The sequence below is a fragment of the Bacteroides ndongoniae genome (assembly GCF_900108345.1).
Lineage (GTDB): Bacteria > Bacteroidota > Bacteroidia > Bacteroidales > Bacteroidaceae > Bacteroides > Bacteroides ndongoniae.
The window spans coordinates 1-25,065 of record NZ_FNVV01000007.1 but is presented as its reverse complement, the minus strand read 5'-3'; the positions used below and the strand labels follow the sequence as shown (position 1 = coordinate 25,065).

Below are 25,065 nucleotides of genomic sequence, written 5' to 3'. Positions count from 1 at the left end.
GTTATTTTAAAGTTAGAAGGTTACATTCAAACCAAATATATATTGGCGTGGTGTAGGATAAGAGTTCATGTCGACTCCCGGGCGCAAACCGTCAAATGCAAAGCTGTTTACTTCTGGGTCATAACCACTGTAGTTCGTAATGACGAATGCATTCTTTACAGAGGCAAATATAGATGTATTCTGCAAACCTACTTTTTTCATCCACGATTTAGGAAGTACATAGTTCAGTGTGATATCTGAACATCTGAGATAACTTCCGTCTTCTACATAACGGTCCATAACCATATTTTGAACAATGAAGTTGGAAGATGGATATAAATTGGACTTGTTTTCCGGTGTCCACATTCCTTCATAAGCTTTCTTTGATATAGTTCCGGCTTTTGTTCCCGGTGTATTAATATAGCGATTGTTTACGTTGATAATATCGCGGTCTTGTACTCCGGAGAACGAGGCTGATAAGCTCAGACTTTTCCATGATAATGATGTTTGGAAACCATATGTAAATCCGGGGTTGGGGTCGCCGATTATGTTGCGGTCAGAAGTATCAACAGAACCATTACCGTCGAAATCAACGAACTTCACGTCACCAGCTACAGGTTTTTGTCCTAATACGTCTTTATAATATCCTACAGTTCCGTCAGGTTTAGTAAATCTTACACCTTCGTCTGTGATGTCTTCAGCTTGTACGATACCTTGGGTTACGTAGCCTAAGAACAATCCCGGAGCTTCTCCTTGCAAGAATACATGACCTACTCCAAAGTGGTCACCGAGTGTGTTACCATAATAACCGATTCTCTCACCTAAACATCCAAATTCTGTAGGAAGAAGACCTAAATTTGCGATTTTACTCTTATTTTTACCGAAGTTTCCTGTCACACTCCATTTCCAGTCTTTAGAGTCAATGATTTGTGCTGTTAAAGTCAGCTCAATACCTTTATTATCCAAAGATCCTTGGTTGTAGTAAGTTGAAGAGAATCCGGCAGAACCTGGCAGATTTCTTGAAATAAGCAGGTCATCTGTTCTCTTTACATAGAAATCAAATGTACCACTTAAGCGAGAACGGAAGAATCCAAAATCAAAACCGGCATTCCAGGAAGATGTTTTTTCCCAAGTCAATCCTGTATTTGGCAGGTTGGTAATGGTTAGCGTAGCTTGCTGATTACCGGAGCCGTCTGCGTAATGATTGGTACCACCTCCGTACATAGAAAATGTAGAATAAGGATTGATACTTTGGTTACCTGTTACACCATAACTTATACGAACTTTTAATTGATTCAGCCAATCAATGTCTTTCATGAACTCTTCTTGTTCCATACGCCATGCGATAGAAGCTGAGGGGAAGTACCCCCAACGGTTGCCTTTGGCAAACTTACTTGAACCATCGGCACGAAGCGAGGCTGTGATCAGGTATTTGTCAAGGAAAGACAGATTGATACGTCCCAAATAAGAAAGTAACTGGTAATCGCGTTGTATCGGTTCTTGATGTTGCACGTTTCTAGCCATGTGGATACCGTTTTCTCTCAGGTCGAACATTGTAAACTGAGTTCCTATAACGTTTTTGTTGAGGAATTTATAAGCATCGTATGTCACACCTACCGTAGCATCTAAATTGGCTATGCTACCAAGTTTTGTATTATAGTTCAACACGTTTTCAACAGAATAATTACTCTTGTTCAGGTCTGAAAGTGCCAAATATCCGTTATTGTTCATTCCTTGATACAATTGCATGCCATACCAGCGGCTACGATCATTAATGTTCATATTACCACCCACGCGCAGATTGTATTGCAAGTTTTTCAGGATTTTCCATGACAAGTCCATACTCATGTTGAATGTCTTGTCGTTGGTTACGTCTTCATAGTCATTTAGCCAGCTGAAGATTGTAGTCTTTGTTTCTGCTTGGAACGAGGGGTCGTCTGCGGGCATTTCGAAAGGTGCATAGTCTAGTGCCGTACGTGAAATCGCTGTTGTTGAACCTCCCAGCGTGCTACCTCCTGCCATCATATCATTTTGGCGGAGAGATCCGCTAAAGGTCATATTCAGATGAACTGTCTTTGACAGGTCCATACCGATGTTGGCACGCAAATCACCTTGCTTCAGTCCTGTCTGCTTTACAGTACCATTGATATTCTTAAAGTTGGCAGATATGTAATAAGTTACTTTATCGCTACCGCCGTTTACTGATACAGAGTAATTTTGCGAGAAAGCTGAACGGTAGATTTCTTTCTGCCAGTTGCGATATTGAATCAAATGATAGGTTTCCGGATTGTTAGGATCATATTTTGACAAAGCATCGTTATATACATATCTTACTTCATCGCCTACAATATAGAAAGGATACTGCTCGTTTGAGATGCGTGAATTGACATAGTTGGCATGTTCGTACAAATTAGTCATTTCCATCAGGCGAGTAGGCTCGGCAATTGTAAAGTTTGCACTTACATTTACTTTTGCTTTTCCTTGTTTACCTTTCTTTGTAGTAATCAAGATTACACCGTTTGCGCCGCGTGAACCGTAAATTGCTGTTGAAGAAGCATCTTTCAAGATGGTGATATCTTCAATGTCCGATGGATTTAGAGCGGCAAGCGGGTCTTGGTTGATCTGGAAGTCACCACTGATACCTGATGAAGAAAATTCACCAGCTGAAGCCTGTGGCACATTATCAATAACGTACAACGGCTGATTGTCGCCACGTAATGAACTGGCACCACGAATGGTGATGGAAGAAGCAGCACCAACAGCTGAAGAAGAAGAACTTACAACAAGACCGGCGACTTTACCCGACAACAGATTGTCAAGTGAACTGGCTTTTGAAGCGTCGTTCGGATCGGGACGCATCGTTGTTAACGCACCGGTCAAGTCTCCTTTGCGTGCTGTACCATAACCAACGACAACAACCTCTTCCAGTGCTTGTGCGTCTTCTTTTAATTCTACATTAATAACTGTTTGGTTACCAACTGTAATTTCTTGAGTAGAAAAGCCAATAAAGGTGAACACTAATACGGCTTTTGAGTCGTTTACTTTCAAAGAATAGTTTCCGTTCAGGTCAGTGATTGTTCCTACTGTGGTACCTTTTACCTGAACATTTACTCCGGGCATCCCTTCTTTAAGGTTGTCCACTACTTTACCTGTAATGGTCTGTCCTTGGGCCAGGGCTCCAACAGAGAATACTAACATTGAAACCACACATAGACAGAAGTACTTTAATTGTGTTTTCATTAATACTAAGTTTTTTAGTTAAACATGAAATAGAAAACATTTATTTTTTGACTTGGATTTTTGTTACAAAACGAAAATCACACTGCAAAATTATAGATGCTTGTTTTTGTTGGCGTCCGTAAATAACTATTTTACTTCCACTTTTGGCTAAGTAGTTATTATTGGTAGTTACCATTCAGTTTTTGGAAGTTTTTTAGGCTTCCAATTTTGATTTTTGACTTCCAATATTGATTATTCTCTGATATTTATATATCTTTGTACAAAGATGGAAAAGAATCTATTATGAAAAATACATTGTGCAATATACTTTTGCAGCTTATTATATGCATTATGGGTGCAAATAGTATGTATGCTGTTAACAGCTATAATTTTACTCAGATAGGTTTGCAACAAGGAATGCCTTCGTATGTCAATTATGTGTACGAAGAAAGTAATGGCATTGTTTGGTTGGATACATCTAACGGAGTAATACGTTATGATGGTAAAGAACTAAAATATTATAATATACCTATTGTGGGTTCAGCGTTCTCTTATAAAAGAATTCAGCAGATTATAGAAGATAAAAATCGTCAACTTTGGTTCCTTACAGTTAGTGGGCTTGTCAGATATTCAAAAGAAAATGACGATTTCACTCCATGTTATTCAAGCGATGGACAACTGATTGTTGCTGGTGCGGTTTGTGAGATGGAAGACGGACTTTTATTTGGTGCGGCCGACAAATTGTATAAATATAGTTATGCATCCGAGCAAATAGATAAGTTTGCTGAGCTTCATTACAATGATGATTTCTTTATACATAGAATGAAATTTTGGAATTCGCATACGCTGATATGTTCCAATCGTAAAAAGGATATTGTGTTGTTTGATATTGATAAACGTGAAGTCTTGCCCACTTTCTCCTTGAAAACTAATTACTTTGCCGACCTTTGTATCGACGATGAAGGCTGTTTGTGGATTACCGATTACAATAATGGTCTGAAAAGGTTTTCGCAAGAAGGTAAACTTGTGGCTCATTATACGACGCAGAATTCAAGTTTAAGTAGTGATTTGGTACAGTGCATTACGCTGATCAACGGTCGGATTTGGGCTGGTACCGATGGTGGTGGTATAAATATTATCAATCCTGTTGATGGAAGCATACAGGTGCTTGAACACGAATCGGGCAATATTCATACGTTGCCTGTCAATACCATTTTGCATATACATGGTAGTGAGAAGGGAAACAATATCTGGCTGGGTACCACCCGTGGTGGACTTATCAATGTTAGGGAGAGTAATATGATTACCTTTTCCAGTGTGGCATTGGGAAATAATAAAGGTTTGAGTGAAAACACTGTACTTTCGCTTTATCAGGAACCGGATTCTCATTTTATCTGGATAGGTACGGATGGTGGGGGCATTAACAGGCTGGATGAGGAGCAGAATGAAATATTACATTACCCAACGACATGGGGTGATAAGGTTGTATCTATTTGTGGATATTCATCTACAGAATTATTGGTTTCCATTTTCTCAAAAGGTTTTTTCTTATTTAATAAATATACGGGAGCTAAACGTGCTTTTGTGTTGACACAGGATAAGTTAAGTGAATATATCAGGTACAGTAGGCTTTCTGCCAATCTGTACAATGAAACAGAAGATGCTATTTTGCTACTGACTAATCCAGTAACGCGTTACTATATTTCGACTGGTAAAACGGAGGAAGTGTCTAATAGCACTCCAGACATACCACAAGGGATGCTTTGTAGTGTAGGCTGCGACAGTTTATATTCTTACTTTCACAATACTCAGAATCTGTATCGTATACCCAAAGGCGGAAAACTGCTTCAATGTATATTCCATTCTGATACGACTTATCTAATTAATTCTGTTTCATTGGATACTAAAGGAACTTTTTGGATAACGGGTAGTGAAGGACTTTTTAGTTTTCAAAAAGGGAAACTGACGCATATTGAGAGTTCGCTGTTCAAAGATGCCAAATCTGTATTGTGTGATGAAAATAGTTGTGTTTGGATTGGTGCAGGACAAGATTTGTTTGCTTATCATCCTGAGGAACGGAAATTTATGCTATATGGAGAGTCGGATGGATTATTGAAAAATGAATATTTGCAAAAGCCTAAGCTCTTGTCGAATGCTCGACGAGTCTATATGGGAGGAGTCAATGGCCTGTTGTGTATTTCTGCTGCTGCCGATGAACTGAGGCTGGATGATGAAAAAGAGGCGGATGTCGTCCTTTTGGATTTCTCGGCGGGAGGAGAAAATTTGATGGGAAGGGTGAAGAATGGAAAAATTTCGTTGCCGTGGAATTGTCGTAACATCCGGTTGCGCTTTCTGGTGGAAGGCGACGATATTCTGCGTCCTCGTCTTTTTCATTACACACTTGACAATCGTCCGGAAAATGCTATCACGAGTTACGATACTGAACTGAATATTCCTTCGCTTGCGTCGGGCACTTATCCTATTCGGGTCAGTTATACCAAAAAAGACGGTGGATGGGCATCAAGCCGGGAAGTTCTTACACTGGTCATTTTGCCGCCCTGGTACAAGTCCTGGTGGTTCACTACGTTGATGATTGTGGTGTGCCTGTTGCTGGTTTATTGGGCTATTATGTCGGCTTTGCGCAAGAAGGACAACCGTATCAAATGGATGTTGAAAGAGCACGAACAGGCTATTTATGAAGAAAAGGTAAGGTTTCTTATCAACATCAGTCACGAATTACGCACTCCGTTGACTTTGATATATGCACCTTTGAAGAAGATCATTGATTCTATTCAGCCTACCGATCATTATTTTAAGCAATTGACTGTTGCCTTTAAACAGGCACAGCGGATGAAGGATCTTATTAGTCCTCAAATCCGCAACCGCCCTCATAAGATGACACAGAGGTCAAAAAGGTAGCGACACTGTGGCAAAAGAGGGTGCAACGCAGCAAAAATCGCCACAAAGACGCATTAAATCCCCTTACCCCACCATGCGACTTGAGGCAATACGCAAAATCACGACCATAAGTTGTCGGTGTCATCCAAAGTCATTCTGGAACACATCAGCATAAGCGTTGTTGCATGAATAGATATTCAGCACATACTGCCTTGATGTCCTGACCCATTTGGCTGGCACAGAGATGAACTTGAAGACAAACGCCTTGATGCGGCTTGTTGCTTTGAGTCCGAACCTCTTCACGTCAAGCCTCGCCATGATGAATTTATAGAAGTTGCGTATGAGTGCCGTAAGCAGAAGAAACACCGTGTTTTCTCCCATGAAGGATTTTGGAAGCCTGTTCCAGCCGAATCCGTTATTCATGTCATCGAAGATGCGTTCCTTCCCTCCACGGAGGTTATAGAATTCGACAATCTCTTTCTCGGAAGACTCGTAGTCATTTGTAAGGATGCAGCGGTAGGTGTATTCTCCTTCCCACAGGTCGAGTTCGCCGTCTATCCGCTTCTGTCTTTGAATCACAAGACGGTATGCCTTCCCTTTCCATTTCTCGATGAGAATGGAGGCCAGCTCAAACTCAATGCCGCCCAATTCCACTTTCTTCCAACCTCTGAGGGCAAAGATGTCATTGTAGAGCGAACTGCATCGGTTGGCACGGATATAGAAGGTCTTGCAGTGTTTAGCAATCTCTTCCACTATCTCTTCAGAACACGAGCCGCAATCAGCTCTGAAACGGTTGATCATAAGCTTGTTCTTTTCAAACCTTTCAAAGAACCTCTTCAGCGTGTCCTTCTGGTGGAAACGGACATTTGTGTTGCCGTCGCTGTTCTCAATGCCGACAATCAAGTCGCCAATAACCGCCACGCCAGGACGGTATCCGAGAAACTTCTTGTATGTGGGTTTCGCATCAAACTTCTCAGCCTCTATGAACTGGTGGTCGAAGTCAACGTCATACCCCTCGCCATCTTTCAGCTGCCCTGTGGACAATAGGCAATTGAGGAGCAGTGTATTCAGCATGTCTGCCGTGTTTAAGTCGTAGGTCTTGCCAGTGTCGGATGTGTAGGAAATGTTATCCTGGGTCAGTTCCTTTATGGCTCTGAGAATCGTGTCGGCACTGCATGTGCGAAGTGTCGGATGAAGCGAGAGGTGATACATCAGATGAGTGGTGACATCCTCTATGCATGAGCCGCCACAGAAATAAACGCTCATAAGCGAACGGATGATTTCGCTGTATTGATAACCATACAGCCTACATCTCATACCGAGGGTTGAGTCGATTACAGATGAGAGATTGGAGTCAAATTGCTCCATTATTGAAAAAATTCCTCCAAAAGGAGAGAGTTTCTCAGATTTTATTGCTACCTTTGCCATGTCTGTCGGGTTTGATACATATTTTGATTTGCAACACTAAGATAGGTGAAAAATCTGACATGGCAAAATCCTGAGCAACTTTTTGTTGCTCAGGTACTTATAAAATAAGTTAAACTAAAATGCTGCGGAATTTAGGTTAATTTGCTGCTAAAGCTAAAGTTTATTTAGCAAAAAACACGCGTAGAATACCTTTAGAAAGGGGATGTATCAAAAATACCACCTTTCGTAACATTTGTTATAGGTGCAAATCCTGGTTTCGCTTAATTTTGCTGACACAAAACTCAATTGCAGAATTGGTTTATTATTAACTTTAAATTAATAGATATGTTGAAAAGCATTAGTCTCAGGCTTTGCACACTAATTGTGCTTCTTTTTGTGGGCATTCTTTCCTTTGCCCAGCAAGTTCAGGTAAAAGGTACTGTCGTTGAAAAATCGAGTGGTGAATCCATTATCGGTGCTTCTGTCATGGAAGTAGGTTCCAACAGCAATGGAACAATTACGGATATTGATGGAAATTTCACGCTGTCTGTAACTTCCGGTGCCACATTGTCCGTATCCTATATAGGATATAAAACCGTTACAGTAAAGGCACAGCCCACTTTACGCATTGAGTTGACGGAAGATTCCCAGTTGATTGATGAAGTAGTGGTGACCGGCTATATGTCCGAGAAGAAGGCCAGTTTGACCGGTTCGGTGGCTGTGGTCAAGATGAAGGATGTAGCAGATATTCCTACGGGAAATGTGTTGTCGAGCTTGCAGGGACGTGTTGCCGGTATGAACATTACGACTGACGGCACACCGGGCGGTGGAAATACTTCTACATTGGTCCGTGGTAAGTCATCTTTCCGAAATGATGCCAATTCCCCGCTTTATGTCATTGACGGTGTGATGACCCGTGAGAACATCTCGTCTATCCTTTCTTCCAATGATGTAGAATCCATTCAGGTATTGAAGGATGCCGCTTCCGCTTCTATTTATGGTGCACAGGCTGCCAATGGTGTGATTATCATTACTACCAAACGTGCCAAGAAAGGGGAGACCCGTGTGGATTTTGATATGTCGTTGACTTTGCAGACCTATCAATGTGGCTTTGATATGTTGAATGCAGATGAGTGGGGCCAGGTTTATTGGTCGGCTTATAAGTATGCCAATAATGGAGCTACGCCAAGCAGCGAAATATATGGTAATGGTGCAACTCCTCAACTTCAAGACTATATCGGCCTGAATGGAGCTAAAGTACATGCCGTTGATACGGATTGGCGCGATGTGGTTTATCGCACTGCCTTGATGCAGAATTACAGTGCGACACTTTCAAAGGGCTCTGACAATGGTGCCTTCTCGTTAGCGTTGAACTATCTCGACCATGACGGTCTGGTAGAGAATACGAATTTCCAGCGTATCAATACCCGCATCAGTTCTAACTATCATTATCTTGACAATCGCTTGCGCATCGGCGAGAACGTTGCTATCAATCGTTGGACACAGACCCTCAGTCCGGCCGGTGTAGATGAGAATGCCATCAAACAGCATCCTGCCAAGACGGTTTATGATGAGAATGGCAATTATAACGATGCCATCAATGATGTTTTGGGTGATGCCCCCAATATGGCACGTTTGTTGGAGAATGAAAAACAGAACAAACATGATTACTGGCGTATCTTTGGTAATGCATTCCTTGAAATTGAACCGATTAAGAACCTGGTGCTGAAAACCAATTTCGGTATGAATTATTATGATGAAACCAACAAAACTTTTGAGCCGGCATGGGCACGCGATGAGGTCAATAAGCTGACTCAATCATCCAACAAAAGACTGGATTGGGTATGGACCAATACCGTGACTTATAGCAAAGCTTTTGGAAAGAACAATCTGACTGCACTTCTTGGTACAGAAGCCAAGAAGAACCATTCGGAATCCATGTTCGGTTATGGTACGGGACTGGCTGTAGAAGATGAAGATTATATTTATCTCGACGGTGTGACTGCCGGTAAGAATGTAGGTGCCGGTGCTTCCAATTATGGCATGGTGTCTTACTTTGGTAAAGTGAATTATGATTATGAAGGACGGTATCTGGCTTCTGTTACGGTACGCCGTGATGCTTCTTCCCGCTTGGCAAAGGGTAATAATGTGGATTACTTCCCTTCAGTGTCGGCAGGCTGGCGCATTTCAAGTGAGAAGTTTATGGAAGCGACCAAGAATTGGTTGGCAGATTTGAAACTACGTGCTTCATGGGGTATCAATGGTAACGATATTATTGATAATGAGGCCCCCTATACTAAATACTTGATTAGTCTGAAGGATGCAAGCTACAACATGAACGGTGATGGAACGACTTTGGCTCCCGGTGGTTACAAAGTGAGGTCTACCAATCCCGATTTGAAGTGGGAGAGTACAAGACAACTCAATATTGGTGTGGACGCCGCTTTCCTGAATGGACGTCTGAGTGCTTCTCTCGATTATTTTGATAAGAAGACAAGTGATATGCTTGTAGAGAAACCGTATATTGCTGTCATTGGCGAAGGTGGTTACTGCTGGTATAATGGTGGTACGATGAACAATAAAGGTTTCGAGATGGCATTGACCTGGAATGATAAGGTGAAGGATTTCCAGTATAATGTAGCATTTAACCTTTCATATTACAAGAATGAAGTGACAGAGCTGTCGGAAGAAATTTACTATACTTATGGTGGCGGTAATGGTGTTGACAAGACCTTGGTTGGTCAACCGTTCGGTTCATGGATGGGCTTCAAGACAGATGGAGTGTTCCGTACCCAGCAGGAGGTGGATGAGTATAAATCCAAATATAATGTACAGTTTGGCGCTCCCGGAGTAGGACGTATTAAATACGTGGATGCTGATGGTAACGGTACGATTGATACGAACGACCGTGTATGGTTGGGGTCTGACAATCCGAAAGTGATTGCAGGTCTGAATCTTGGGGCATCTTGGAAAGGCTTTGACCTCAGCATGTTCTTCAACGGTATGATTCGTGATGCCTATAACAACTCCAAATATTATACGGATTTGTTCCAATGCTGGACCGGTAATCATTCTACCCGCCTGCTCGATGCCATGCATGCCTACGAGAACTTTGAAAAGACGGGTGTTTACAATAGCAGTGTACCTGCTTTAACCACCCTTAACAGCAACAATGAGCACGAAGTTTCTGAGTTCTATATTGAAAATGGTTCGTATATCAAGCTGAAAAGCCTGACATTGGGTTACACGCTTCCTAAAGCAGCTCTCGACAAGATGAAGATGCGTCATGCGCGCATTTATTTCCAGGCTCAGAATTTGTTTACGATTACCGGTTATACGGGTGCCGACCCTGAAGGTCTGGGCTATCCTTATCCGTTGCCCCGTACGTTCTCTTTGGGATTATCATTTGGTTTCTAAACTTTAAAACTATACTATTATGAAATTGAAACATTTATATATGCTTGGCGCAGTAGCGCTGATGACTGCAAGCTGTAATGAAGACCGTTTCCTGGATTTGAAGCCCCAGGGTAGCTTGAACGAAGATATTATGACTTCTACAGAAGGTGCCGACCTTTTAGTGAATGCCGCGTATGCTGCTTTGGGTGGTCCCGAGGGACAGAGTTGGAGTGTATGGTGTCATCCTACTTCCAATTGGACTTATGGTGAGGTGCGTTCGGATAATGCCTATAAAGGCGGTGGTGGTGTCGGTGACCTTAATGAAGTGCACCGTATGGAGACATTTGATATGGATGCAACCAATGGATTCTTGGACAGCAAGTGGTATCATCTATATTGCAGTGTACAGCGTTGTAACTCTGCATTGCGCGTACTGAATGCTGCAACAGATGAGCAGGTAAACGGACGTGTATCCCGCATTGCGGAGATGAAAGTGCTTCGTGCCCATTATTATTTTGAATTAAGCCGCCTTTTCAACAAGATACCTTATTTTGATGAGAACGTTGAGATTTCCCAATATCCGGATATTCCGAACAATGAGTTTACCCGTGACGAGATTCTGAGTATGCTGGCCAAGGAGATGCTTGATGCCGCCGAACAGCTTCCTGCATCACAGCCGGAGGTAGGGCGTATTCATAAATACATAGCACTGGCCTATGCGGCTAAAATCAAGCTGTACCAGGCGTATCAGCAAGATGAGATTACGCATGCCGTAACTTCCATCAATAAAGAGCTGCTGAGGGAAGTCGTTTCGCTTTGCGACCAAGTGACTGCCAGCAACCGTTACGGTTTGCTTGACGATTTCCAGGGATTGGATTTAGTAACTAATGAAAACGGTAAAGAATCTGTTTTTGCCATTCAATATTCCATGAATGACGGTACCGAAAGTGCCGGCCGCATCAACTGGAGCAATCTGTTGAATTCTCCGGGTGAAGGCAGCCCTTACGGAGGTGACGGTTTCTTCCTGCCCAGTCAAGATCTGATAAATGCTTACCAGACAGATGCAAACGGTCTGCCCGATTTTAATTATCAGTCAAAGTCTGATTATAGTTGGGCGGTATTGAACAATGGGGTTTATACTTTACAAAACACGACTCCCAATGTAGACCCGCGTCTCGATTTTGTTGTGGGCCGTCCTACTATAACTTGGAAAACTTATCCGGACAAGCCGTGTGAGGGATGGGTGCGTGATAAGGATACTTATGGCTATAATTGCGCGAAGCGCTTCTGGGTTTCTCCGGAAAGTAGTGATATGTTTAATGGCTGGCCTTGGGGGGCTTCACAGTTGAACTGGCAGATTATACGTTACGCGGATATTCTTCTTTGGAAAGCTGAGGCTCTTATTGAACTCAATGAAGGCAATGGACTCGAAACTGCCCGTGATTTGATTAATCAGATACGCAATCGTGCCCGGAACAGCGCCTATGTAAAGGATTTCAACGACCATTCCAAATATGCGGCCAACTACCTTGTTAATCCTTATCCTGCTGATGTCTGGAATCAGGATTATGCCCGTCAGGCCCTCCGTTGGGAAACACGTCTGGAGAAGGCTTTGGAAGGTGAACGTTTCTTCGACCTAGTCCGTTGGGGCATAGTGGAAACAACCATGAACAAGTACATTACCGCGGAGTCGGACAATCGCATTTATTATGCCAATGCGCACTTTACGGGTGGAAAGGATGAGTATTATCCGGTTCCGAACAATCAATACGGATTTTCTGGAGGCAAGTATGTACAGAATCCCGGTTATGCTCCGTTCAACTAATTATATTTTGAAATAAAAACGTAAGGGAGGGGAAACGTTTGTTTCCCTCTTTTCCTTTAAACAATCTTTTATTATGAAAAACTTTGCCTATTCTATATTAGGCTGTCTATTGCTTTCTTTGAATGCAGCTTTTGCTCAAAAAACATGGTCGTTTGACGGGCAGGACCCCTTACTTTCCTGTGACGGTAAGTCATTGTTGAATTTGTACACTATAAAGGAAATACCAGAATTTGTTACCGGAGTCGAAGGTAAAGCCCTTCGTACAGACGGGTATTCCACTTGGATGGATACAACCACGGAAGGAGATGTTTCGTCGTTGTCCGGATGGTTTGCTCTGGAATCTTATCCGACGGATACTGCTGCCTTTATGGGAATCAGAGACATGGCAGGAACATCTGTAGCGGTATGTGTAGACCGTTATGGTGAGCTGCTGTTGGGAATGGGGCAGAATGGCTCATACTCTTACTGTTCATTAAAGACAAAAGTCGACCGTTTCAAGTGGCTGCATGTGGTCCTTGATTTGAGTAATGAATCGGTTTGCCTGAATGGGCAGAGGATGAGTGCAGAGGTATGGCCCCGGAACTTGCAGGATGGTGAAATGATGTTTCGGGTAGGTAAGGATTTCAGGGAAAAGAAGGTTTGGATGTACGATGTTACGGCTATAAACGGGTTGATTGACGGGATAAGCCTCACTCCCTTTTCCGATGATTCGTCTGCATGGAGAGACGAGATTGCCTTAGGATTGAAGAAGACTCCGGTTTTGGCTATTCCGGAAACCCGTTTTGCGAAGGACTTCAACCGTCCTCGCTATCATCTGTTGCCGGCTGCCAACTGGACGAATGAGACGCATGGTTTACTTCTTTATAAAGGTAAATATCATATATTCAATCAGAAGAATGCTTCTGCAATCTTCCTGGGACAGATAAATTGGGGACATTTCAGCAGTCCCGATATGCTTCATTGGACGGAGGAAAAGCCGGCTTTGACTCCTGATGCTGCTTATGACAAGAATGGAATATGGTCCGGGCATGCTGTTATCAATGATGACGGTATCCCCCAGCTGATATACACAGCCGGTGGAGACAAGATGGGAGTGGGTATTGCTTTTCCAAAAGATACTGCGTTGATAGAATGGGAGAAATATGCGGGTAATCCGGTTATTGCCGAGAAGCCTGCCGGATATACCCGTACGGACATGCGTGACCAGTATGTTTGGAAAGAGGGTGATGTCTGGTATATGATTATCGGTTTCGGCATTGAGCAGACCGATACACCCCACGGGGCTTTGCTGCTTTATAAATCGGCGGACTTGAAGAGATGGGATTTTGTACATTTGCTGTTTGAGGGCAATCCGGAAGTGGATGACTCCGGTATTTTCTGGGAAATGCCGGTCTTTAAGAAGATGGGCGGCAAATATGTTCTTTTGGTGAATAGGGTTCCTCATAAAGGCATACCTGCGCGTTGCCAGTATTGGATAGGAGATTTCAAGAATGAAAAGTTTATACCGGACAACCCAGTCCCTCAAAATCTGGAGGTCATCAATCGCTTGCTGTCCCCCTCTGTTGTTGAGACTCCGGAAGGGGATGTTGCTGCCATTGCCATTATACCCGATGAAATAGGAGGGGAGGCCACTTATGAACAAGGATGGGCACATCTCTACAGTATGCCCAGAAGATGGCAGCTGAAAGATGGGAAACTATGCCAAACACCCCATCCCGTGATGAAACAATTGCGTGAACAACCGACGGTTTATTCCAGACAGGCATTGACTGCTGCGAAACCGTGCATTGTGAGCAGAAGGGAACATCAGCTTGAAGTCAAGGCGACTTTTTATCCCGGTGACGCAAAACGGTTTGGATTTACATTGTGTAAGAATCCGGATAATAGCGAATATAGCCTGATTTATTATGATGTGGAGAAGGAGGAACTTATTGTGGACCAGACGCATTCTTCCTTGCGTGCACACATTCCTTTGAAGATTCGTAAGGATCATTATCGGTTGGATACTGCTAAACCGGTGGAGATTCGTTTGTTTATTGACGGTTCTGTAGTGGAAGGATTTATTAATAACGAAGATGCGTTCACTACAAGAATCTTCCCTTTGAAAGAAAATAGTACGCTATTGGAGCTATTCTCTGATGGAAAAACAACGGAAGTTGCTGCCGAAGTTTGGAAACTGAAAGATGTAAAGGTAAAGATGAACTTTTAATGAAAATACAGAAAATGAAGATACCAGCTATATTGGGTGCACTTTTATTGGCAGGAACATTGTCTGCCGGTGCACAAATGAATTCAGACAGTTTATACAAAGAGCCGTATCGTCCTCAGTATCATTTCAGTCCGGAGAAGGGATGGATTGGTGATCCCTCGGGATTCATGTACTATCAGGGTAAATATCATATGTACTGGTGGGGCAAAGTCGAATCTACAGATTTGGTACATTACCAACAGATAACCCCTTATGCCATGACCGGAACGGATGACAATATCAGTTGCTTCACCGGTTCTGCGGTCATAGACAAGAACAACACGGCCGGCTTCGGCAAGGGGGCTTATGTGGCGGCTTACACCGTTTTTGAGAAGGACTCCAAGAAACAGGCGCAGGGCATCTCTTTCAGTCATGACGGAAAGACATTTCATTATTATGAAGGTAACCCGGTTCTGGACCTTTGGAGTACGGAATTCAGGGACCCTACCGTCTTCTGGCACGAGCCGACCCAAAAATGGGTGATGGTTGTAGCCAAGGCCCTGGAGAAGAAAATAAAGTTTTATACCTCTCCTGATTTGAAGAGCTGGACTTGGACCAGTGATTTTGGCCCTGCCGGTGACAGTGAAAAGTCTTGGGAGTGCCCGGATTTATTCCAGTTGCCGGTTGACGGGGATTCTGACAAGAAAAGGTGGGTGATGGTCGTATCTGTAAACTGGGCGCAAGAACAATATTTTATAGGAGACTTCGATGGCACTTCTTTTAAGCTGATGGAGAACCATCCTGCAGAGCCTCTATATGTGGACAAAGGGCTGGACTTTTATGCATCCCGCACATTTCAGGATTTTGACGGAACGTTGGATTCCAAAATTTCGATGGGCTGGGTTGCAACCTGGGACTATGCACCGGTAGCTCCATCGAAGTATGGGAAGGGCTTCTGGTCCATTCCCCGTAATCTGGAACTGAAGACATACAAGGAAGGCGTGAGGCTGGTGCAGAAACCGGTGGAACAGTTGCAAACACTTCGCCATAAGCCTGCATCGGTGAAACGTGCTTTATCGGTGGGAACACAGAGGTTACCCGGCTTTGTTCCCGATGAGAATGTCTACGAACTCGATGCTTCGTTTTCTACTGACGTATCCAACACCTTTGGCTTGAATTTGTGTGTGGGTGAAGGGCGCAAAGTGGTGGTCAGCTATGATACGGATTCACATAATCTGGTGATTGACCGCACCCATTGCTCCGATGTGCAGATTCCTAAATTCAGCCGTATGGCATATGCCAGGATGGAACCGGTAGATAATAAGATACGTTTGCATATATTTGTAGACAAATCGAGTATTGAAATCTTTGCCAATGACGGGAAGGATGTATTCACATTATTAACCTATCCGGGCGAGGCTCAAACCGGTATCGAACTTTTTGCGCAGAAGAAGGGGACGAAGATGGAGTTGGATGCCTGGATGCTTAAATCAATATGGAGATGAGGAATTTATTGTTTGCATTGCTGCTTTTGCCTTTGATGGCCTCTTGTGTGAAGGATACGGCACAAGTGACTTTGGACTCTTTGCTGGATGAAATGATATCTGTAGAAGAATCCGCACGTTATCCGCTGGTGCCATATCGTTGCCTGCAAGTCAGCAGTTATGACCGCTCCTCCGTGTCTCCCGATTCGCCGGGATGGTTTGCCAACAATGATGGCTATGGCATTGTCTGTACGGATACGGTTGATGGGAGAGTGGAACGTGTGATGTTCGATGAAAAGGGCCCTGGAGCTATTACCCGTATCTGGATAACCACAGTTGACAAGCGTGGGACTTGGAGATTTTATTTTGATGGCGAAAGTACTCCCGGATGGATAGTTCCTGCCTATGATTTGATGCGTTTCGGAATACCCAGGTTGGGTAGGGGACTGCTTCAACCCCACACCAGCTATACTCCGGACGGGAAAGGCGGCAATACTCTTTTCCTGCCCATCCCTTTTGCCCGGAGTTGTAAAATTACATTTGAAGACGAACCGGGCATTGCGCCTACTCCCAAATACTATCACATCAATTATCGCAAGTATCCCGAAGGAACTTCTGTGGAAACCTTCTCTGCGGCATCCGTAGCCCGCGTCGGTAAAAAGATTTCAGAGGTAGATGATGCCTTGCTGCATCCTGCATCCCGTTCCGGTTTGCAGGTGGACAAGAAGCGGCAGGTGCTCCAGCCGGGCGATTCTTTGTGGATTGACCTGCCGCAAGGGGAAAATGCGGTTTATGAAATCAGTTTCCAGCTCGCGAATGCAGATTCTACGGCTTATGCCCAACTGATGCGCAATCTTATATTTAAGGCTGATTTTGACGGCCGGTCTACGGTTTGGGTTCCTCTTTCGGATTATTCGGGAGGGGGTATGGGTGCTCCGGCTGTTGATAGCTGGTTCTTGTCTGCAGACGGACAAGGCAAGGTGGTGAGCCGCTGGCTGATGCCCTACAAGACAGAAGGCAGACTATTGTTACAAAATATCTCCGCACACACTGCAGACGTGAGTATGGAAGTGGGAACGGCACCTTTGCCATGGGGAGGGCGTTCCCTCTATTTCCATGCTTCCTGGCGCCAGCAGACCGGACTTCCGGTTTATGAGCGTCCGGATGATGATGCAAATTGCCGGGAGTGGAACTTTGCCACATTGACCGGACGAGGCATATACAAAGGGGATGTCCTGACTCTGTATAACCATTCGCGTGCCTGGTACGGAGAAGGGGATGAAAAGATATGGGTAGATGATGATGTTTTTCCATCGCATTTCGGTACCGGAACAGAAGATTACTACAATAGTTCGTGGGCTCCGGTCGTAATATTCCAAACGCCTTTTGGTGGCGCACCCCGTGCCGACCAGGCGAGTTCTCACGGTTATAATACATTCTTCCGTACAAGGAATTTGGACGGTATACCGTTTTCTTCATTATTGCGTTTCGACATTGAATTGTTGAGTTGGGTAAGGGGAACTGTAGATTATGCAACTACCGTTTACTGGTATGGAGATATGGGAGCGAAAGCTGTTGATACTTCAGGACTTGAGGAAGCAGCCCAAGACCTGCTACCCGTTCCCGGCGATTTATCTAAATATCGAAGAGAAAATAGCATAGAATTTGAGGAAACAACTCCAATAGCCTCTTCTCCATCCATTCATTTTGACAAGCAGAGTATGCTTGGTTTCGTTGACGGGCAATGGAGTGGAGGAACCCAACTCTTGTGTATTGGTGGAAAACCGGGTGATTCTGTAGAGTTTGAGTTCAATCAATTGGAAGACTGTCCTTATCAACTGGTGGTGTATGCCACGAAAGCTCCTGATTATGGCATAGTTTCTTTTTCCGTAAATGGACAAGATACACATATAAAGTGGGATGGATATGATACAAAAGTTACTCTTTCTGACCCTATTTCTTTAGGATGCTATAGTCCGGTGCGTGGAGCATTGACTTTGAAAATATCTTTGTCAGGAGCTAACCCAAAAGCTGTTGAGGAGAAGAATTTGTTTGGATTAGATGCTATACAACTTATGAAAAAACAATGATATTATGAAAGAGAGGATACTGATACTTTTACTACTGGCTACTGTTTGTAGTATGCAGGCACAAAATATTCACATGGCACTACGTCCGGATGATTTACTGATAGATAATTTTGAAGGAGATACTTTTGGAAACTGGATATTGGAAGGAAATGCTTTTGGCAATTCACCAGTTTCTATGGAACGTTTGTCAATATGGGGGGATAATAGGTTTGAAGGAAATCGGATGGCTTCTAGCTTTGTCAATGGAGATGCCGGTACCGGTGTATTGAAGTCACCTCTTTTCAGGATAGAACGCAGATATGTTAATTTTCTGATAGGTGGGGGTGTTGATTATCAGCGGGAGTATGTAGCCCTTTGGATTGATGGAAAGGAGGTGAAAAGAAGTACGGGGTATAATAGACGTGTCATGGAATATGAGTCTTGGGATGTTGCTGAATATATGGGAAAAAATGCCCGGATTGTTTTAGTGGACCAATCAAAAGAGGGCTGGGGATTTATCAATGCCGACTGTTTCTACCAGTCTGATACCAAATTGGAAAAAGAAATTTTTGCGAAAAGAATGTTGGTAACTCACCGTTATTTGAATATTCCGGTAAAGATGGGAGCGGTTATAGAACAGATGGATATATGGATTGGTGATAAAATGGTACGTAATATGGAAGTGGAGCTTGGCGGCGATGAACCTGATTATTGGGTTACATTGGAGGTCAAGGATTGGATTGGGCAAGAATTACGGATAGAGGCGAGTAAGAGTCTTAATGTAGAGCAAGCTTTGAATCAATGCTTTTGTTCTGAAACTCCTAAGGAAGAGAACTTGTTTTATAAAGAACCGTTACGTCCTAAAGTACATTTTACTTCTCGCCGGGGATGGCTGAATGATCCGAATGGTCTGGTTTGGCATGAAGGGGAGTGGCATCTGTTTTATCAGCATAATCCCTATGGCTGTATTTGGGGTAATATGACATGGGGGCATGCTGTGAGCCGGGATTTGGCACATTGGACTGAGTTGGGGGATGTATTACATCCGGACTCGTTGGGACCTATTTTTTCCGGTTCGGTAGTTGTTGATAAAAAGAATACGCTGGGGTGTCAACAAAATGGAGATACAGTATTGGTTGCTGTTTATACTTCGGCAGGTGGATTCGGGTATCACACCCGGCATTTGCAACATTCACAAAGTATAGGATATAGTTTGGATAAGGGGCGTAATTGGGTTACTTTTTCCGGTAATCCGGTACTTCCCACGTTGGTCAGGTACAATCGTGATCCTAAGGTGACGTGGCATACGCCGACTGGCAGATGGATTATGGTATTGTACTTGGATAAGCAGGAGTATGCTATCTTTTCATCTCCCAATTTGATGGATTGGACTGAAACGGACCGTTTTAAATTAGAGGGGGCGGATGAGTGTCCCGACTTTTTTGAAATGTCCGTAACCAATGAACCTACTGTCCGGAAATGGGTCTTTACCGGGGCGAACAGTACCTATTTGGTTGGGAGTTTTGATGGATATCGTTTTCGGCCTGAGACGAAACCTGTAAAAATGGATAGTGGTACAAACTATTATGCGGTTCAAACATATAGTAATGCACCAGATGACCGAAGAATACAAATAGCATGGATGAACGGAAGTAATTTCCCGGATATGCCTTTCAATCAACAAATGTCCTTTCCGCGTGAATTAACATTACATCGGGTTGATAAAGGATATGTCTTAAAAAGTATGCCGGTAAATGAACTCGCTTTATTATATGGGAGAAAGTACATCTGGAAGAGTCTGGTAGTTGAAGAAAAGAATTGTTTCACGACAAAGTTGAATACTCCTGCCTTCTATCTGAAAACGGGTTTTGCTGTAGATAGTGTTGATGCGCAGATATTGGCTTTTGATATTAATGGTTTGAATTTGATTTACGATTCTGTCAAACAGATACTCACTGTTGAGAAAGAGAATGGGGAAACCTTGAAGCAGATGGTGCTAAAGCCCAATGAAGGAAGAATTGAATTGGATATATTGTCGGATATTGCTTCTGTAGAAATCTTCGTCAATCAAGGAGCACTGTCTGCTGCTTTCTATCATCTGATTGAAAAAAACACTCCTTCTGTCACCATATCAGTTGAAGGCGGACAAACAAAGTTGAAACAGTTGACAATTCATGAATTGAATTCTATGTATGTTCCCCAGTGACATACAGATACCTTTTTAAGGATGGAATGTAACATTTGTAGTATGCTTTGAAACAAAAAAGATAGTCTCCTGCTGCTTGGTGGCGTATCTTTGCATGCTAGAAAAACATAATTAATTTAATACCAACAGAAACATGATTCATTTAAAAGACTTTTGGCGGACAATCAGAAGGACGCTTACCGTATTTATATTAGGAACTACCGTGGCTGTCTTCACATGCCAGGCCATAAATCCTCCTTTCGTGATTAAACATCTGGGTGACGGACAGAGTATCGTCCAAATTGACGAGCAGAAGAAGTTTTTGCTGCTGCCGGTGGAAGAGGCTTCTCCGGAGGCAAAATTGTATATGATAGCGGACAATGATGTTGTACGCAGTATGAACGTGCGATTGGCAGTCAATAAGGTTGACTATTTTGTTCCGGTCGATTTGACCGGCTTCGATAATAAACATCTCTCTTTCAACTTCCAGCTTATTCCGGATTCGGCCTTATGCTGGGAAGAAATGAAACTGTCGGATGAATTCGATGTTTCGAACCGGGAGAAGTACCGTCCGGTGTATCATTTCAGCCCGGCTTACGGTTGGATGAATGATCCTAACGGAATGTTCTACAAAGACGGGGTCTACCATTTGTTCTACCAGCATAATCCCTACGGCTCCATGTGGGGGAACATGCATTGGGGACATGCCACCAGTACGGACCTCGTCACTTGGGAACATCACGGAGATGCTATTTCGCCCGATGCGCTGGGAACAATTTTCAGTGGCTCTTGTGTTGTCGACAAGGATAATACGGCCGGGTTCGGTGCCGGTGCCGTCATTGCTTTCTATACATCGGCAAGCGACCGCCAAGTGCAGAGCATGGCCTATAGCCTTGACAACGGAAAGACCTTCAAGAAGTATGCGCGAAATCCCATCCTGACTTCCACGCAGCGCGACTTCCGTGACCCTAAAGTCATCTGGCACGAAGATACCAAGAAATGGATCATGGTTCTTGCCGTAGGGCAGGAAATGGAGATATACTCTTCTGCCGACCTGAAGAACTGGACGCTGGAGAGCAAATTCGGTGAAGGACAAGGTGCTCACGGCGGAGTCTGGGAGTGTCCCGACCTGCTTGAACTGCCGGTTGAAGGTACGGAACTGAAGAAGTGGGTACTCGTCTGTAACCTCAATCCGGGTGGACCGTTCGGTGGCTCTGCCACACAATATTTCGTGGGGACATTTGACGGAAAGAGATTCGTGAACGAGTCTCCCGCAGTGACGAAATGGATGGATTGGGGAAAAGACCATTATGCAACTGTCACTTGGAGCAATGCTCCTGCAGGACGTGCCATTGCATTGGCATGGATGAGCAACTGGCAATATGCCAACGATGTGCCCACCCGCCAATACCGTAGTGCCAACTCCGTGCCGCGCGACCTTTCGCTCTATACCTCGGAGGGTGAAACCTATGTAAAGGTAACCCCGTCTCCCGAATTGCTGAAACTGAGGGATAAAGGCAGCAAGAAGCGTGCTTTCAAGGTAGACCGCACGTATAATCTGGACAAACTGCTGAATGACAATTCCGGAACGTATGAAATCGAAATGACCATCAAGAACAAGGATGCGGATGTGATAGGATTCCAGCTCTTTAACTCGAAAGGCGAGGAGGTGGAGATGTACTATAACCTGGCGGAAAAGACGTTCACCATGGACCGTACCAAGAGTGGTGAGGTGTCGTTCAGCAAGGACTTCCCTGCAGTGACCGTGGCTCCTGTCGAGGGTGGCAATGAAATGAAACTCCGCTTGTTCGTAGACAAGTCGAGCATTGAAGCGTTTGGCAACGACGGACGTTTTGCCATGACAAATCTTGTATTCCCGTCGGAACCTTACAACCGCATCAGTTTCTATGCTAAAGGTGGAAGCTGCAATGTCACCTCGTTTACTGTGTACAAACTCGGATTAAAATAACAGATAATAATCTTCAGCATGGAAAATACTAAGAATTCTTCCTTGGCAAAGCTCTTTCCGGTCATGCTTTGCTTCTTCGCCATGGGCTTTGTGGATTTGGTGGGCATCGCCTCCAACTACGTGAAGGCCGACTTGAACCTGACCGACTCGCAAGCCAACATATTCCCGTCTCTGGTGTTCTTCTGGTTCCTCATCTTCTCCGTACCTACGGGTATGCTGATGAACCGCATCGGACGCAAGAAGACGGTGCTTCTCAGCCTTGTCATCACGTTTGCCTCTTTGCTTCTCCCGGTTTTCGGAGACGGCTATGTGCTGATGCTGCTCTCGTTCTCATTGCTGGGCATCGGCAATGCGCTGATGCAAACGTCGCTCAACCCGCTGCTTTCCAATATCGTAAGCGGCGAGCGGCTGGCAAGTTCGCTCACCTTCGGACAGTTTGTAAAAGCCATTGCTTCGTTTCTGGCTCCATACATCGCCATGTGGGGAGCTACGCAGGCCATTCCGTCTCTGGGCATGGGCTGGAGGGTGCTGTTCCCGGTCTATATGGTCATTGCGGTGATTGCCATTCTCTGGCTGAGCGGTACTTCCATCCGCGAGGAAAAGGAAGAGGGACGCCCTTCCACCTTCGGGGAGTGCCTCGCCCTGCTGGGCAAGCCGTTTATCTTTCTCTGCTTCCTGGGCATCATGTGTCATGTGGGCATTGATGTAGGTACGAATACCACAGCGCCCAAAATCTTGATGGAGCGTCTGGGCATGACGCTGGCCGATGCCGGCTTTGCCACCAGCCTTTACTTCATTTTCCGCACGGCGGGTTGCTTTCTCGGCGCCTTCATTCTTCAGAAGATGGCTCCCCGAACCTTCTTCGGCATCAGCGTGTTATGTATGTTGGCTGCGATGGTAGGGTTGTTCGTTTTCCATGAAAAGACAATGATACACATTTGCATTGCCCTTATCGGTTTCGGCAATTCGAACATCTTTCCGGTTATCTTCTCCCAAGCGTTGCTTGCTATGCCACAAAAGAAGAACGAGGTTTCCGGTTTGATGATTATGGGGCTCTTCGGCGGTACGGTATTTCCGATAGCAATGGGCTTGGCAAGTGATGCTGTAGGACAAAGCGGTGCCGTGGCTGTGATGACGGTAGGGGTAGTGTACTTGTTCTTCTATATGCTGCGTATGAAGCGGTAATCTTTGTTCGCAGGCTGCGGACACATATCCCAAGGCTGCGGACACATATCCCAAGGTTGCGGATGTCTATCCCAAGCCTTGGGATAGAGATAATCCTTAGTTCTTAGAGACTTTTTAATAGATAATTGGCAACTTTTCATTCTATAGTTAGGAACTTTTTTATTAGGTTTGCAGCGGGTAGGACATTGAGTTTGCCGTGAATAAAATATATCATTCATTAAACAATATAATATTATGAATAAGATAATAGTAGGTATGGGCGAGGCTCTGTGGGACTGCCTCCCCGAAGGAAAGAAGATAGGCGGTGCTCCGGCAAACTTTGCTTACCATGCATCGCAGTTTGGTTTCGACAGCCGTGTGGTCAGTGCCGTAGGTGCCGATGCGGATGGGGACGAGATTCTGGATGTGTTCGCCCGGAAGGGGCTGCGCACGCAGATTGAGCGCGTGCCTTACCCCACGGGAACGGTGCAGGTGACGCTCGATGCCGTGGGCGTGCCGTGCTATGAGATAAAAGAAGGCGTGGCCTGGGACAACATTCCCTTTACCGACGAACTGAAGCGTCTGGCACTGAACACGCGTGCCGTATGTTTCGGCTCTTTGGCGCAACGCAGTGAAACAAGCCGCATCACCATCAACCGTTTTCTCGACACGATGCCCGATGCGGAGGGGCAACTGAAGATATTCGACATCAATCTCCGCCAAGGGTTCTATACCAAAGAGATACTCTGCGAATCCATGCGCCGCTGCAACATCCTCAAGATAAACGATGAGGAGCTGGTGACCATCAGCCGTATTTTCGGCTACCCGGGCATCGACTTGCAGGACAAATGCTGGATTCTGCTGGCCAAGTATAACCTGAAGATGCTTATCTTGACTTGCGGAACGAACGGCAGCTATGTGTTCACTCCGGGAGTGGTTTCCTTCCAGGAGACGCCCAAGGTACCGGTGGCGGACACCGTTGGAGCCGGTGACTCGTTCACGGCAGCCTTCACCGCTGCCATTCTCAGCGGGAAGCAGGTGCCCGATGCCCATAAACTGGCGGTGGAAGTCTCTGCCTATGTATGTACCCAGAGCGGTGCCATGCCGGAATTGCCGGTGGCCTTGAAAGAAAGGCTGGCATAGATTTTTCTTATTCCTCAAATCCGCAACCGCCCTCATAAGATGACACAGAGGTCAAAAAGGTAGCGACACTGTGGCAAAAGAGGGTGCAACGCAGCAAAAATCGCCACAAAGACGCATTAAATCCCCTTACCCCACCATG

Annotated in this window: 12 protein-coding genes; 10 read left to right on the top strand and 2 right to left on the bottom strand. The window is 44.6% G+C overall.

Going from position 1 to position 25,065, the window contains the following annotated elements:
* Positions 1–12: 12 nt before the first annotated feature.
* Complete coding sequence (locus BQ5591_RS00115; RefSeq protein ID WP_071147972.1) at positions 13–3,219, bottom strand: SusC/RagA family TonB-linked outer membrane protein; 3,207 nt, start codon at positions 3,217–3,219, stop codon at positions 13–15.
* 282 nt (positions 3,220–3,501) lie between these two features.
* Between BQ5591_RS00115 and BQ5591_RS00110 the strand changes: the two genes are divergently transcribed.
* Entirely contained in the window at positions 3,502–6,117 is a 2,616-nt protein-coding gene (locus tag BQ5591_RS00110) for a histidine kinase dimerization/phospho-acceptor domain-containing protein (RefSeq protein WP_071147971.1), read from the top strand.
* 120 nt (positions 6,118–6,237) lie between these two features.
* Here the strand turns inward: BQ5591_RS00110 and BQ5591_RS00105 are convergent, their stop codons facing one another.
* A complete protein-coding gene (locus BQ5591_RS00105; RefSeq protein ID WP_071147970.1) occupies positions 6,238–7,524 on the bottom strand; it encodes an IS1380 family transposase in 1,287 nt (428 codons plus the stop codon).
* A 324-nt stretch (positions 7,525–7,848) separates the two neighbouring features.
* Here BQ5591_RS00105 and BQ5591_RS00100 point away from each other — a divergent pair, with 324 nt between their 5' ends.
* The 9 genes from BQ5591_RS00100 to BQ5591_RS00060 all read left to right on the top strand — a co-directional run bounded on the left by BQ5591_RS00100 (position 7,849) and on the right by BQ5591_RS00060 (position 24,926).
* Complete coding sequence (locus tag BQ5591_RS00100; protein ID WP_008663961.1) at positions 7,849–10,920, top strand: SusC/RagA family TonB-linked outer membrane protein; 3,072 nt, start codon at positions 7,849–7,851, stop codon at positions 10,918–10,920.
* A gap of 19 nt (positions 10,921–10,939) precedes the next feature.
* The gene (locus BQ5591_RS00095) at positions 10,940–12,724 is read left to right on the top strand and encodes a RagB/SusD family nutrient uptake outer membrane protein (RefSeq protein WP_071147969.1); all 1,785 of its coding nucleotides are present in this window, start codon (positions 10,940–10,942) and stop codon (positions 12,722–12,724) included.
* 73 nt (positions 12,725–12,797) lie between these two features.
* A complete protein-coding gene (locus tag BQ5591_RS00090) occupies positions 12,798–14,933 on the top strand; it encodes a glycoside hydrolase family 32 protein (protein ID WP_005826278.1) in 2,136 nt (711 codons plus the stop codon).
* The gene (locus BQ5591_RS00085) at positions 14,933–16,417 is read left to right on the top strand and encodes a glycoside hydrolase family 32 protein (protein ID WP_071147968.1); all 1,485 of its coding nucleotides are present in this window, start codon (positions 14,933–14,935) and stop codon (positions 16,415–16,417) included. The genes BQ5591_RS00090 and BQ5591_RS00085 overlap by 1 nt, the downstream gene beginning before the upstream one ends.
* 35 nt (positions 16,418–16,452) lie before the next feature.
* Complete coding sequence (locus BQ5591_RS00080; RefSeq protein WP_227212870.1) at positions 16,453–18,486, top strand: glycoside hydrolase family 172 protein; 2,034 nt, start codon at positions 16,453–16,455, stop codon at positions 18,484–18,486.
* Positions 18,487–18,490: 4 nt separating this feature from the next.
* Positions 18,491–20,671, top strand: coding sequence for a glycoside hydrolase family 32 protein (locus BQ5591_RS00075; RefSeq protein ID WP_071147967.1), 2,181 nt, complete (start codon positions 18,491–18,493; stop codon positions 20,669–20,671).
* 133 nt (positions 20,672–20,804) lie between these two features.
* Positions 20,805–22,619 (top strand): glycoside hydrolase family 32 protein, encoded by a 1,815-nt coding sequence (locus BQ5591_RS00070; RefSeq protein ID WP_071147966.1) that lies wholly within the window; start codon positions 20,805–20,807, stop codon positions 22,617–22,619.
* Between the two features lie 18 nt (positions 22,620–22,637).
* The gene (locus BQ5591_RS00065) at positions 22,638–23,804 is read left to right on the top strand and encodes an MFS transporter (RefSeq protein ID WP_071147965.1); all 1,167 of its coding nucleotides are present in this window, start codon (positions 22,638–22,640) and stop codon (positions 23,802–23,804) included.
* Between the two features lie 234 nt (positions 23,805–24,038).
* On the top strand, positions 24,039–24,926 hold the full coding sequence (locus BQ5591_RS00060; RefSeq protein WP_005826288.1) for a carbohydrate kinase family protein: 888 nt from the start codon (positions 24,039–24,041) through the stop codon (positions 24,924–24,926).
* Positions 24,927–25,065 lie beyond the last annotated feature (139 nt).

Excerpts from the sequence above, each read along its gene's own strand:
- BQ5591_RS00115 (WP_071147972.1), bottom strand. The coding sequence starts at position 3,219 with ATGAAAACACAATTAAAGTACTTCTGTCTATGTGTGGTTTCAATGTTA.
- BQ5591_RS00110 (WP_071147971.1), top strand. The coding sequence starts at position 3,502 with ATGAAAAATACATTGTGCAATATACTTTTGCAGCTTATTATATGCATT.
- BQ5591_RS00105 (WP_071147970.1), bottom strand. The coding sequence starts at position 7,524 with ATGGCAAAGGTAGCAATAAAATCTGAGAAACTCTCTCCTTTTGGAGGA.
- BQ5591_RS00100 (WP_008663961.1), top strand. The coding sequence starts at position 7,849 with ATGTTGAAAAGCATTAGTCTCAGGCTTTGCACACTAATTGTGCTTCTT.
- BQ5591_RS00095 (WP_071147969.1), top strand. The coding sequence starts at position 10,940 with ATGAAATTGAAACATTTATATATGCTTGGCGCAGTAGCGCTGATGACT.
- BQ5591_RS00090 (WP_005826278.1), top strand. The coding sequence starts at position 12,798 with ATGAAAAACTTTGCCTATTCTATATTAGGCTGTCTATTGCTTTCTTTG.
- BQ5591_RS00085 (WP_071147968.1), top strand. The coding sequence starts at position 14,933 with ATGAAAATACAGAAAATGAAGATACCAGCTATATTGGGTGCACTTTTA.
- BQ5591_RS00080 (WP_227212870.1), top strand. The coding sequence starts at position 16,453 with ATGGCCTCTTGTGTGAAGGATACGGCACAAGTGACTTTGGACTCTTTG.
- BQ5591_RS00075 (WP_071147967.1), top strand. The coding sequence starts at position 18,491 with ATGAAAGAGAGGATACTGATACTTTTACTACTGGCTACTGTTTGTAGT.
- BQ5591_RS00070 (WP_071147966.1), top strand. The coding sequence starts at position 20,805 with ATGATTCATTTAAAAGACTTTTGGCGGACAATCAGAAGGACGCTTACC.
- BQ5591_RS00065 (WP_071147965.1), top strand. The coding sequence starts at position 22,638 with ATGGAAAATACTAAGAATTCTTCCTTGGCAAAGCTCTTTCCGGTCATG.
- BQ5591_RS00060 (WP_005826288.1), top strand. The coding sequence starts at position 24,039 with ATGAATAAGATAATAGTAGGTATGGGCGAGGCTCTGTGGGACTGCCTC.